Below are 12,753 nucleotides of genomic sequence, written 5' to 3' on the forward strand. Positions count from 1 at the left end.
TCTCAGAAGCCTGTCATTTCTTAATTTTTTGCAAAATATGACATTTATATTTCTAGAGCTAAAATCGTTTCTAAATTATGGTATACTACAACGTGAATCTTTAAAAACAAAAAAATTAACTTGGGGGAATAAGCATGGCGATATTAGTTACTGGAGGCGCGGGTTACATTGGTAGTCATACTGTCGTAGAATTACTTAATTTAGATCAAGAAGTTATTATTGTGGACAACTTCTATAATAGTAAAGCAGAAGTACTAGAGCGGATTAAAGAACTTACTAACAAAGAGTTTAAATTTTATGAAGCAGACATTCTAGATCGTTCAACAATGCGTCAAATTTTTGCTGAAAACTCAATAGAATCTGTGATTCATTTTGCTGGCTATAAAGCAGTAGGCGAATCAGTAGAGAAACCCTTAATGTATTATCATAATAACGTTGAAGGAACAGTAGCATTATTAGAAGAAATGACCGCAGCGAATGTGAAAAGTATTGTCTTCAGTTCATCAGCAACTGTATATGGAACAGATAACATCGCACCATTTGTTGAAGAAATGCCGACAGACACTTCCAATAACCCTTACGGTTATACGAAAGTTGTCATCGAGCACCTATTAAAAGATTTAACGGTCTCAGATCCAGAATGGTCTGTTACACTACTGCGTTACTTTAACCCAATTGGTGCACACGAGTCCGGTAGAATAGGTGAAGATCCACAAGGAATACCTAATAACTTGATGCCTTACGTGACACAAGTTGCGATTGGAAAACGCGACAAATTAAGCGTCTTCGGAGCGGATTATGATACTCACGACGGAACTGGCGTAAGAGACTATATTCATGTAGTGGATTTGGCTTTAGGTCATATCAAAGCATTAGAACATAATCAAACGACTAAAGGCGTAGGCGTCTTCAATTTAGGAACAGGAATAGGCTACAGTGTGCTCGATTTGGTCAAAGCTTTTGAAGAAGCGAATGCGATTGAAATTAAATATGAAATTGCAGACCGTCGTCCTGGAGATAACGATATCGCCTATGCAGATGCAAGCCATGCCAAGGAAACATTAGGATGGGTGGCTTCACGTAATCTAGTGGATATGTGCCGAGATTCTTGGAAGTGGCAGTCAAACAACCCTAATGGCTACGATGCTATATAGGAAAGGGTAGGTTACTAGACTGTGAAAAAAGAAGAAAAACACTCAAATTCATCCCTTACTACTATTAAGCAACACAAACCAAAACGATTTTTAACGAAACGAATTCTTACCTTATTTATTCTGATGATGATTGGTGTAGCAATTTTCTTCTATTTATTTACAATTTATCACGAGATAGGACAAGCTTACCGCACAGCTATTGAAGATCCGAGTTTACAAACAACACAGGCAATAGAAAAGTCACCGATTGACCAACATGAGACGGTGACTTTTCTCATTCTTGGTGTCGACTACGGTCATACGGGAAGACTTGAAGAAAAACGAGCAAATGTCATTACGACACTTACAATCAATCCATACACGAAAGAAAGTGTTCAAGTCAACCTATCAAGATTGTTGAAAGATAATGCTCAAGATGTTACACTAAGCCACGCTTATAATAATGGAGGCTTAAGGACCATCAAATCAGAAGTTGAATCGCTCTTAGAGATTTCAATTGATCACACTGTGATGATTGAATTATCTGAGTTACGACCACTTCTCGATCAGTTAGGTGGACTAAATTTAGAAATTAATGAAGCCATCACCTTAGGTGGCCAAGAATATTCAGCGAAGCAAACCGTTCACTTGAGTAGTCGTGAAGTGATGCTTTATTTACAAGCACAAACCGATGAATCGGAATGGGAACACAACAAACGCCAAGTTCAAGTGTTAGAACAAATCAGTATCATTCTATTTGATACGTTTTCAGAAATAAGACGCCTGCCGCAATTAAGTCAATATTTCGCTGAAGCAGAAGGCTTACTAGTCACAGACGTGACTTATGAGACACTTGTAAATTTTGTGAGAAATAATTATATAAAACACCTAGTTCAACGGTCGATAATTAATTTACGTGGGGATTATCAAGCTGATAAAGAACCCTACGAGTTAATGAATGACCATCGATTAGAGCGAACACAACAAGCGTTAAATCAAGTAATTGGACAGTAGTCCGTGTGATCAGTTTGTGCTAGGTCAAGGATGTGAAGCACACTATGAAGAAATATTTTATAAATGAAAATGGTCGCTTGAGTTATTGGAAATTGTTTCGCAATGTCTTTATCCTATTAATTTTAGTGTCTGCTGCAGCTGCTGGAAAAGTGTTAAATGATATTAACCAAACCATCAAGAGCGTCTCGCAAGAAGTACAGATAAAAAATATACGACAAGAAAAAGTAGATATCGCTGAAGGCGATCCGATTAATGTTCTACTGATTGGTACTGACGGTTCAAGCGAACGAACAGAAACTGACGGTGACGTGAGTCGATCCGATACAATGATTCTTGTGTCACTGAACCCCCAGACTAAAAGCACCAAATTATTAAGCATCCCACGTGATGCGATGGCTTTAATCGAAGGTGTTGACAGACCTGATAAGATTAATCATGCCTTTGCGTATGGTGGAGTAGAGTTGACGATTGATACAGTTCAAGAGTTTTTAGATGTTCCAATCGATTATTATGCTGTTATTAATATGGACGGTCTTGTTGAATTAATTGATGCAATTGGTGGCATCGAAGTCATAAGTCCATTAACCTTTGATTATCGAGGGACTGGCTTCGTTGAAGGAGAGAAACGTGAAGTCAATGGTCTTAAAGCGATGAACTTTGCAAGGATGCGTTATGATGATCCTGAAGGCGAAATTGGCCGCCAAAATCGTCAAAAGATTGTGATTAAAGCAGTGATTGATAAAGCTTTATCCGTAGATACTTTAACTACTTATCCAGAAATACTAAAAGTTGTGACTAAAAACGTTCAAACAAACTTGAATTTAACGACAGCTTTAGATATATCTCAAACTTATATGCCAGCCTTAGAGAATATCAGTTCTATTTCCTTTGAATCAATGGAGGATATGTACTTGGATGAAGTATTCTACTTTTACATTCCTTTGAATGCAAGAGTAAAGGTGGCTAATGAAATACGCCAGCATTCAATGCTAGCGCCGATCAGTTTGGCTGATTTAGTCGATCCAATCAGTGATGAGAGTAGTCACTATGCTAAAACCGCATCGATTATTGTCAATCAATACCCAAGTGGTTTAACGAGTGAACAATTAGCGCACCTTGAGGATTCCCAGAATTCTTTACAGACAATCAGAGAGAGTAATTACTATGAGCAAACAAATCCAACGTATCCTGCTCCTCATTATCCTGCGCCAAGTACGCCAGTCGTGCCACAAACACCAACCACACCGACGACGCCAAGCGAGCCAACTCAACCAACTCAACCTGAACCCCCGGTTACGCCAATTGAGCCTGAAGTTCCCACACCACCTGAAGAACCGGTTACGCCAGTCGAACCGCCAGAAACACAACAGCCGACTGAACCAGTGGAACCACCGGCGCCAACCCCGCCACCAGAATCATTACTACCACCGGTAGACTCTGTCCCACCAACAACTTCAGAGTGATAATTTGAATGTCTATTATATCCACTTTTTAGCACACGAGTTCGATTTGAGTGCTGAGAGTGGATATTTTGTCTAATTAGTTGACTTAAAATTGAAGGGAAAGTGGCTTACACCACTAATTGTGATATAATTTAACAGAATAAAAAGCTTGCGGCTTGCCAATGCAAGTGATGAATTGCCAAGAAGTGTTTGAACTTTCGGAAGCAATGGAAGACAGGAGATTTGCATGAAACATTTTTTAAAACGATTAATGGGCTTTAGTATGGGACCGGTTTTTGGCGCTGTCATTTCGCTAATTCAAATCCCAATTTTGACGATGTTACTGTCAGAAGCTGAATATGGTATCTCGACATTGTTTAGCACTTTGATTGTCAATATACCTAACTTTTTATATATAGGTCTGGATCAAAGTTATACAAGAGAGTATAACCAAGCTAAAGACAAACGAAACTTAATGCAACAGGCGGCTTTACTGCCAATGATTGTTGGTATTCTAATGTTTATTGTCGCAATTATTTTTTCACAACCGATTTCCAATTGGCTGTTTGCTAGTCCGGATTATAGTTACATCGTTTGGCTAAGTGGCATCTGGGTATTAGCCACTGTATTAGAACGCTTCTTATTATTAACGATTCGAATGGAAGAAAAAGCGCTCGAATATTCTAAGTACACCTTGCTGTTAAAAATTAATGTGTTCCTTGTTTCAGTTGGTTTAATTTTAATTGGCATGCGTGATTTTAGAGTCGTTGTTTTCGGTTTAATATTTGGACAACTGATAGGAGATGCTTTTCTATTCTGGCGTTACCGAGTTTTTTTTGATATTAAAACATTTACACTTGAACCAAAATTAATAAAGACAATGATATTATTCGGTATTCCTTTAATGCTGTCAGCTTCATTGAATTCAGTTTTGAATTCAGTTGATACGACCATGTTAAGAAACTATAGTACCTTAAGTGAGTTAGGAATCTATGGTGGTGCAATGAAAATAGTCAATATTATCGGAATTCTAAAAACAGCTTTTGCTAGTTTTTGGGTACCCACTGCTTATCGTTGGTATGAAGAAAAAAAAGAAATGAAGCATTTTAAATTCATTAGTGATGCGTTGCTGTTTATTCTGACTGCTTTATTCTTTGGCCTACTATTATTTAGACCGTTTGTCATGTTATTCATTGGCTATGATGGGTCTAAGTATTTATTAGGGTTGTTGAGCTTCCCACATATTATGTATGCTTTATCTGAAACAACTACTTTAGGAATTGTCTTTTCACGTAAAACCTACTTGAATATTTTTGTAAGTGTGGCAGCATTAATTCCAAGTGTGTTAATTAACTATTTACTTACACCAGACTTGGGCGCAAGAGGAGCGGCTTTTGCATCATGTGGAGCTTATATTATCTTTTATTTAGCCCGAACATACTTTTCTAATCGAACGGGTTTTGGCTTTAGCCAACGTAAACAAATTTTGACTGTCTGTTTAATGACTGTTGCAGCAGGTTTGAATGCATTTGATATGTCTTATCGCACTCTGATTACATTGGCTATCGGTCTAATGTGTTTAGTAATCCAATGGTCAACTGTTAAAGATGCAATCGAAATTAAGCAAAATCCTGACAATTGGGATTTTTCATAACACCTTAGAAAGGACGGACCATTTAATGTATCTATATCTATTAATTCTGGTCTGCAGTATTTTCTTGGGAACAGAAATTTTAGCAATACCCACACCGGTCGCTCAGTTAACGATTTATCGATTGTTCGCTTTGTCGACCATCCCACTGTTAGTCTACCAAGTCACTCGAGCGCGTCAGCAGTTGAAAATCGCTACGGCTAATACAGCAACGAACGTTTTAGTTTGCTTCTTAATTTGGTGGTTCTTGGCCTTTTCATCTGTACTTTGGGCGACTAATTTAAAAGGGTGGTTCCAACATCTCTTTCTAATGTCGATTGGTATGTCGAGTATCATTGCCTTATATGCTTGGGTGAATGATTTAAGAATGTGGAAGAGATTAATAACGGGTGCGTGGGTCAGTGTCACTGGCCTAGTCATCTGGGGTTATTTTGAAATTGTGACAAATATTTATTTATTTGCGAATGTCGCTAAACTAGATAAATACCGGACCTTTAGTTCGCAACCGATGACACGAATACCAATAACAACATTTGAAAATCAAAATGATTTTGCGACATTATTACTTGCTTATCTGGCCTTATGTTTAATCATGTATTATTTCAGCCAATCGAATTGGCACCGAATCCTTTATGCAACTAGTTTTTTAGCAGCAAGCTATCTTGTTTACCGAAGTGGTTCAAGGCTATCATTAATATGTTTATTACTGTTCTTAGGTTTACATACTTTAAGTTATATTCGTTTAGATTTAAAAGCAAAGCATTACGGGGCCGGTATCGCAATTGGCCTCGCTGGAGTATTTAGTCTTGTGATGATGCGACCTTCTTTAATTAATAAAGTAACCTCACTCTTTTATTTCGGAGGTCACCTGAATGAATTATCGGGTGACACGATTCGAATGAATTTATGGCGCAATGGACTGATTTTTCTAGGACAAACGGCTGGTTTTGGTGTAGGGCTAGGAAACATTGAACATTGGATGTTGGAGAATGCATTCTGGACAACCAACGGTCAACAACTAATTACCAATATGCACAACTGGTGGTTGGAGATTCTAGTTGGACATGGTTTGCTTGCATTTTTTGTCTATGTGCTAGCTTATAGCTTACTGCTGATTCGCTTGTTACAAATCGCTAATCAATCAAGTCATGCTGTTGGTAGAACTGCCCATGCATTATATAGTTTTATGGTGATTTTTATTTTTGCAAGTATTACAAGTGCAAATAATATGCTAATTGAGTGGCATTGGTTATTCTTTGGCTTAATTATTAGTTTCGTAAAAGTATGTGATGCTAGACAGAATCAGGCTAAGAAAAAAGCAAGGTTCAATAAGTCTAAGGACTCATTAAATTATTTGAAAGAGAAGGTATATCGATGAGCTTATTAACTATATTACAAGAATTATGGCGTTTTATTAAAGATTACAGTTTGAGAATCTTGCTAGGAGCCATTGCTGTTGCAATACTAGCTGTTGGCGGACGTTATTATTTAGCCAACATATATGTTGAAGAAGGGCAAGAAGAAGCGACTCATTATTTAAGTGAGGTTTACGCACAAACACCAGCATCTTTAGAGATGATTGTGACGTTGGAAGATGGCACTGTCTATACAAATAGCCATATTTTTGATGAGTATTTCAGTAATGCTCAAGTAATTAAACAAGTAGAGGAAGCAACTGGCATCGAATTCCACCAATGGCGAGAATCAGAAATTGCCTTAAAATTATACAAAACAAGTGGCTTCCGAGGTGGTTTGGCTTCCATTCGTGATTCAAGTAGTAATATATTCACTTTACGATTTTTAGTGGGTAAAACATCAGAAGAAAACTTGGCAATTGCTCAAGCTTACGCGGATATCTTAACTTCTGGAGACATTCCCTTTTTAAGAAATAGCACGATTTCTATTATTACCGAACCAATTTCTAAGGAGTTACTTCCTTTTGAAATATATGAAACATTAGCTAATCCAGAAACGTTAAATCCATTTAAGAGTCCTAGTACACCCTCGTACATTGTGTATGCTATTGCTGGCTTAATTGTAGGTACCATTGCTACGATCGGTTTGAGTTTCTTATGGAGATTAAGTAAAAAGAAAATTACTTATGGCTTTGATTATGCTTGGTCTGTAGAAGATTATCATTTGTTATATCAAACAGACAATGACAATACCTCTACTTTACAAGAGTTTATCCGAGTGCCGGTAAAGAAAAATCGCGTGGTCTTATCTCAAACAAGTGCCGAGGTAATTTTACAACCGGTTTTAGTTGAAGAAGAGTATAAAGGCTTGCTAATCTTGAATACATTGCAAGAATTAGCAGAGATTGAGTCGAGACCCGAAGAAATCGTTATTTTAGTGCATAGCAATCATACAGATAAAGTATGGTACCGTGAGCAAGCAATTTTGGCAGGCTTATATAATGTACCAATAAAAATTATCCATGTTATTTAAAGTCGATATAAGCGAAGGTAGTGTGAAGATGCAAGAAGAATTACAATTAGATTTAGTTTCAGTTGTCACACCGGTTTATAATGCAGAGCGTTTTATCGCTGAGACAATTGAAAGTGTCCTGAAACAAACTTACCAAAACTGGGAGTTATTATTAGTCAACGATTGTAGCCAAGATTCAAGTCAAGCGATAGTCGAAGAATATGTAAACAAAGATAAACGTATTAGATTAATTAATCTGAAAGAAAATAGCGGGGCGGCTGTTGCAAGAAATACAGGTCTTGAAGCTGCCAAAGGCCAATTCATCGCTTTTATTGACAGCGATGATTGCTGGAGAGAGACTAAATTAGCTGATCAATTGGATTTTATGAAAAGCCAAGCCGTTCACTTTAGCTATACAAACTTTGCTTTAGTGAATGAAACAGGCGAAATTTTAAAAGAAGCGGTCAAGTTGCCTTTAAAACTTACTTATTCAGGTCTATTAAAAAATACCGCAATTGCTTGTTCAACGGTTGTCATCGACCGATTGCACGTAGGAAGTTTCAATATGCCACTTGTGCGTAAAGGACAAGACACAGCTACTTGGTTGAAGTTGATGCGTGAGCGCAATCTAACAGCTTATGGTTTGGACAAAGTCTTAAACTATTATCGTCAAGTAGAAGGGTCAATCTCTAGTGACCGAGTTGGCGCATTGAAACGTACGTGGAATACTTACTATAATTTAGAAGGCTTATCTTTAATCAAAGCCTCATACTACTTTGGACATTATGTCTTACAAGCTATCTTAAGACGCTTATAAAAAATACCGCTCTTCTTATGAGAACAGTTAATACGCTAGATAGTGTATTTGCTACTGATAAGAAAAGCGGTTTTTTTTGTATTGGAACTGCTCATTGTATGAAGATTGTTTATTTATGCGTTGCACTCTTTTTGTCATTCAAAGGGTCGTATTGCAGCTGACAATCATTGCAATGTAACAGATCACTGATTCATTATTAACCCCTAATTCGAAAGTCGTCGTGTCACCTCATGACACGTGTTTCTCGAAGTCTTAAGGGAAGTGTCATCGAAAAGTCACGTCCTGTTTCCAATTGCCAACACTTTTAATTCAAAACAACAACTTCTATATTAAAATTCTAAAGTAAAAAGACATCTTTTGTTTGTTAATTAAAGCGATTAAAGTGAGTGGTTTAATAAGTTCAATTGTTCGACTTACAACAACTAACAATCATGATCCACGAAAGGCTAAGTAGAGCGATAAACAGTAGAAGCTATTAACAAATTTCAATTAGGTCTTCCAATTCTTCTATCATCAAGTGGTTGGAAGACTATTCTCAACGTGATTCACCAAGTGATATCTATTGTTTGGTGTTCTTCTTCTTGCAAGTTGATGATGTCTTGGAGGTAGGCATTAAAAAATTCGTTACCATAGTTACTTAGGTTACTGATCAACTCTTCGTGGGCTTTGATTTGAGTCGGCCACTGTGAATTTAGGTCGCCGCTAAAAGTGGCTTGATTCATTTGGCTGAACAATTCAATGACGGCCTCAGCTTCTTGTGGGCTGTAAGCATGGTAAGCGATGATTTCGCGCTCTGCCACGAGACGAGAGGAAGCGGTCAATAAGTTTTGCGAATAGGTATTGTAATTCAATAAGTTTGGGTCAGTCTGTTGAGTCTGTTGAACCCAGCTCGCCATGTCTAATTCGCTCGCGTGATAGTGAATGGATTGCTTACTGAGAGTGATGACACCGATCCGGTTAGGATAGAGACCGAAGGCACCCGTCGCGATATCTGTCAGGGTAAAATCGTCTGACAGAGTTTCTTGGGCAATATGCTGGGCATGAATGTGACCACTTAAAGTTATTGGCAGTTTAAATTTTTCTAACAGGGCTTGTAGATTGGTCGCATTATCAAGTGTGTAGCCTTGATTGAGTGATGGAAAATGTACCAGACTGTTATGGTGAACGACGACTAAGGCGTGTTTATCGCTGGCTTGATGAATATTTAATTCTTTATCCAGCCAATTGAGCGTTTTATTTGCCAACCGGCCGTGTGACTTGGGCGCGTATAGGCCTGAAGTGTTTGAGTAGACATTAGAATCCAGCATAAATAGCTGCCATTGATTTGATAATTCTGCCATGTAACTCAAGCTTGCTGAATCTTTCGATATTGCTTGCGAATAGCCGTAATTGGCAAAAAGTTGTCGAAAGTCATCTGGTAAAGTTTGCGCGACACGAATGGTATCCGCGCCTTTAAAACTTGATGCCCATGGGTTACTGATATCGTGATTGCCTGGAACTACAAAGACTTGCGTACCAGCTGTTTCAATTTTTTCAAAGGCTTCGGCTAATTCGAGCATACTTTGTAATTCACCGTTTAAAGTCAAATCACCAGTAACAAGTAAGACAGTTGGCGTCTCTTGTTCGACTTGCCTCACTAAAGCATTGAGCCTTTCGAGGCCATAGCGCAAGTCCAAACCGCCTGCGCTCGCTTGCATTTCTTCAAACTTGCTACCATGATCAAAGAGTATCGGTGAGAAATGGTGAATATCAGTGATGACCCAAATAGTCGAGACAGCGTCACTCGTTTCAGCCTGAACAGGAATTACTTGTGGCTGCCAGCCTAAAAATACGGTCAAATAGGCAAACAAACCGATAACTTTAAGGCGTCCAAGTGAAGATAATTTACGTGAAATTTTATTTAGTTGCTTATGTATGTTTTTGGTCATTAAATCATCCTTTTTGATCATTAGATTCACGTGTTAATGACCTTGCGGAAGGTCAAGAAGTATCTGGATTTTATCACAAACTGAGCAGTTTTGCCATTAAGCTATTTTCTGATATAATTCGATAGAGAGTTTATTAAGCGAAACCACGACCCTCAGAGGAGAATGATAATGAGTTTATATACAAGAATTTTAAACCGCGAAGCCAAATTATCAATAATTGGACTTGGCTATGTCGGTATGCCGATTGCTGTGGCTTTTGCTAAAGTCGTTGATACAATTGGTTTTGATAATAATGAAGCGAAAATTGATTTATATCATCAAGGGATTGACCCGACGATGGAAGTCGGCGATGATGCGATTAAAGAAACGACCCTTGATTTTACAAGTGACGCTAGTCGTTTGAAAGAAGCGCAGTTTCACATTGTGGCTGTGCCGACACCGATTAATCAAGATAAAACACCAAACTTAAATCCGGTTGAAAGTGCAACACGTACGATTGGAAAAAACTTGAGTAAAGGATCCATTGTTGTTTATGAATCTACGGTTTACCCCGGAGTGACTGAAGAAGTCTGTATTCCCATTCTTGAAGAAGAATCTGGGCTTAAACACGGAATCGACTTCTCTGTAGGTTACTCACCCGAACGGATTAATCCAGGAGATAAAGTACATACTTTAGAGAATATTACAAAAATAGTTTCAGCGACAACCCCGGAAGCTTTGGAAGATATTGCTAGAGTTTATGAGTTAGTCATTAATGCCGGTGTTCATAGAGCACCAAGTATTAAAGTAGCCGAAGCCGCTAAGGTAGTTGAGAATAGCCAACGTGATATCAACATTGCCTTTATGAATGAATTGGCTTTAGTCTTTGACCGTATGGGGATTGATTCTCAAGACGTGATTGACGCGATGAATACGAAGTGGAATGCACTCGGCTTTACACCAGGCTTAGTAGGCGGACATTGTATCGGCGTAGATCCATACTATTTCGTTTATGAAGCGGAAAACTTAGGGTATCATAGCCAAATTATCAAATCTGGTCGTCAAATTAATGACGATATGGGTGAGTTTATTGCGGATAAAATCATCAAAGGTCTGATTACAACGGGCAAGAAAGTGATTGATGCCAAAGTGGTGGTTCTTGGCTTAACATTTAAAGAGAACACCCCTGATACGCGTAACTCGAAAGTCAGCGACATCTTAAAACGCTTAGCCGAATATGATATTCAGCCGGAAATTGTGGACCCATGGGCATCCCATGATGACGCAATGAAAGAGTATGGCGTGACTTTATCGCAGTTCGATAAAATAAAAGATGTGGATTGTGTGGTCTTAGCGGTTGGACACGAGGAATTTAAAGCTTTGTCTGTTGAAGCGATTGAAGCCTTGTTCAACCCAGCTTTGCCAAATAAGGAACGTGTCTTAATTGATATTAAAAGCATTCTCGATAGCCAAGCATTTACTGAAAAAGGCTATCACTTCTGGAGATTATAAAAGATAAAAAAACGTTACCCACTTATTTAGAGGAGTAACGTTTTTTTTCAAAATAGAACTTTAAATCTGCTGGTGTAACTGAGGCTCTTATGAATAACTTAGCTTTCTATAAATCGATAATAGGGTATAACTGCTCCAGGCTAGAAATTTCATAGTTAATTATCAATTCATTTGGAGCACTTAGACCTTTAGGATTAAACCAAACAGCTGGAATTTTAGCAGCATTCGCCCCTTTGATATCGGATGTCAAACTATCGCCAACCATTAGACTCGATTGTTTGGCTTGAGAACCGATGGCTTGAAAGGCATGATCGAAAAAGCCAATATGGGGTTTATTATAGCCAATCTTTTCAGAGATAAATAAATCATCAAAGTATTCGATTAAACCCGCTTGTTCCAAGCGGTTAATTTGCGTGTTATAAATACCGTTAGAGGCCGCGTAAATGTTACGACCAGTGGCTTTTAAGTCAATTAACAATTGACGAGCGCCAGGAATAATATGGCCACCATCAGCTAAGTAAGCGCGAAATTGCTCATCAATCTCACGGCCGGATAAATTGCTCAAGCCATAACGACTGAAAAATCCGGGAAAGCGTTGATCGATTAAATCCGCTTTACTTAAGGTGTTCTTTTCAATTTGTAACCAGAGGTCTTGATTGTATCGCTTATAATCATTTAATAAAGTTGGATTATAAGTCACCCCGAGAGTCTCTGCGACTTTCTGAAAGGCGAAGGTCTCACTGGCACCAAAGTCTAAAATTGTATCGTCAAGATCTAGTAAAATGTTCTGGTACATAGTCATCTCCTGTATTTTCTTATCACATTGCGGCAGTATTATATAAAGTCATGA

Annotated in this window: 10 protein-coding genes; 8 read left to right on the top strand and 2 right to left on the bottom strand. The window is 38.2% G+C overall.

Translation table 11 applies throughout. The features are described from left to right. Positions 1 to 134: 134 nt before the first annotated feature. The 7 genes from galE (at position 135) to ACTQ45_RS00375 (ending at position 8,484) form a co-directional block, all read left to right on the top strand. Positions 135 to 1,154 (top strand): UDP-glucose 4-epimerase GalE, encoded by a 1,020-nt coding sequence (gene galE / locus ACTQ45_RS00345; protein WP_441749993.1) that lies wholly within the window; start codon positions 135 to 137, stop codon positions 1,152 to 1,154. A 21-nt stretch (positions 1,155 to 1,175) separates the two neighbouring features. Then, complete coding sequence (locus tag ACTQ45_RS00350; protein WP_441762619.1) at positions 1,176 to 2,147, top strand: LCP family protein; 972 nt, start codon at positions 1,176 to 1,178, stop codon at positions 2,145 to 2,147. 44 nt (positions 2,148 to 2,191) lie between these two features. After that, the gene (locus ACTQ45_RS00355) at positions 2,192 to 3,610 is read left to right on the top strand and encodes an LCP family glycopolymer transferase (RefSeq protein WP_441762620.1); all 1,419 of its coding nucleotides are present in this window, start codon (positions 2,192 to 2,194) and stop codon (positions 3,608 to 3,610) included. Between the two features lie 226 nt (positions 3,611 to 3,836). After that, positions 3,837 to 5,243, top strand: a complete 1,407-nt coding sequence (locus ACTQ45_RS00360) for a lipopolysaccharide biosynthesis protein (protein ID WP_441762621.1) — start codon at positions 3,837 to 3,839, stop codon at positions 5,241 to 5,243. Positions 5,244 to 5,268: 25 nt separating this feature from the next. Further along, positions 5,269 to 6,618 (top strand): O-antigen ligase family protein, encoded by a 1,350-nt coding sequence (locus ACTQ45_RS00365; protein WP_441762622.1) that lies wholly within the window; start codon positions 5,269 to 5,271, stop codon positions 6,616 to 6,618. Beyond that, positions 6,615 to 7,688, top strand: a complete 1,074-nt coding sequence (locus ACTQ45_RS00370) for a hypothetical protein (protein WP_441762623.1) — start codon at positions 6,615 to 6,617, stop codon at positions 7,686 to 7,688. The genes ACTQ45_RS00365 and ACTQ45_RS00370 overlap by 4 nt, the downstream gene beginning before the upstream one ends. 28 nt (positions 7,689 to 7,716) lie before the next feature. Next, positions 7,717 to 8,484: a glycosyltransferase family 2 protein gene (locus tag ACTQ45_RS00375; protein ID WP_441762624.1), complete on the top strand. Its 768-nt coding sequence runs from the start codon at positions 7,717 to 7,719 to the stop codon at positions 8,482 to 8,484. Between the two features lie 545 nt (positions 8,485 to 9,029). On the opposite strand, the gene ACTQ45_RS00380 is transcribed toward ACTQ45_RS00375, so the two are convergent. Next, positions 9,030 to 10,412 carry a metallophosphoesterase gene (locus ACTQ45_RS00380; protein ID WP_441762625.1) on the bottom strand — a complete coding sequence of 461 codons (1,383 nt, stop codon included), beginning with the start codon at positions 10,410 to 10,412 and terminating at the stop codon, positions 9,030 to 9,032. Positions 10,413 to 10,580: 168 nt separating this feature from the next. On the opposite strand from ACTQ45_RS00380, the gene ACTQ45_RS00385 reads away from it, so the two are divergent. Beyond that, entirely contained in the window at positions 10,581 to 11,903 is a 1,323-nt protein-coding gene (locus ACTQ45_RS00385) for a nucleotide sugar dehydrogenase (protein ID WP_441750003.1), read from the top strand. Between the two features lie 106 nt (positions 11,904 to 12,009). On the opposite strand, the gene ACTQ45_RS00390 is transcribed toward ACTQ45_RS00385, so the two are convergent. Then, on the bottom strand, positions 12,010 to 12,699 hold the full coding sequence (locus ACTQ45_RS00390) for a YjjG family noncanonical pyrimidine nucleotidase (protein ID WP_441762626.1): 690 nt from the start codon (positions 12,697 to 12,699) through the stop codon (positions 12,010 to 12,012). Positions 12,700 to 12,753: the final 54 nt, after the last annotated feature.

The sequence above is a fragment of the Fundicoccus sp. Sow4_D5 genome (assembly GCF_052116365.1).
Taxonomy (GTDB): domain Bacteria; phylum Bacillota; class Bacilli; order Lactobacillales; family Aerococcaceae; genus Fundicoccus.

Bases quoted from the DNA above. Each gene is read 5' to 3' on its own strand.
- galE (WP_441749993.1), top strand. From the start codon at position 135: ATGGCGATATTAGTTACTGGAGGCGCGGGTTACATTGGTAGTCATACT.
- ACTQ45_RS00355 (WP_441762620.1), top strand. From the start codon at position 2,192: ATGAAGAAATATTTTATAAATGAAAATGGTCGCTTGAGTTATTGGAAA.
- ACTQ45_RS00360 (WP_441762621.1), top strand. From the start codon at position 3,837: ATGAAACATTTTTTAAAACGATTAATGGGCTTTAGTATGGGACCGGTT.
- ACTQ45_RS00365 (WP_441762622.1), top strand. From the start codon at position 5,269: ATGTATCTATATCTATTAATTCTGGTCTGCAGTATTTTCTTGGGAACA.
- ACTQ45_RS00370 (WP_441762623.1), top strand. From the start codon at position 6,615: ATGAGCTTATTAACTATATTACAAGAATTATGGCGTTTTATTAAAGAT.
- ACTQ45_RS00375 (WP_441762624.1), top strand. From the start codon at position 7,717: ATGCAAGAAGAATTACAATTAGATTTAGTTTCAGTTGTCACACCGGTT.
- ACTQ45_RS00380 (WP_441762625.1), bottom strand. From the start codon at position 10,412: ATGACCAAAAACATACATAAGCAACTAAATAAAATTTCACGTAAATTA.
- ACTQ45_RS00385 (WP_441750003.1), top strand. From the start codon at position 10,581: ATGAGTTTATATACAAGAATTTTAAACCGCGAAGCCAAATTATCAATA.
- ACTQ45_RS00390 (WP_441762626.1), bottom strand. From the start codon at position 12,699: ATGTACCAGAACATTTTACTAGATCTTGACGATACAATTTTAGACTTT.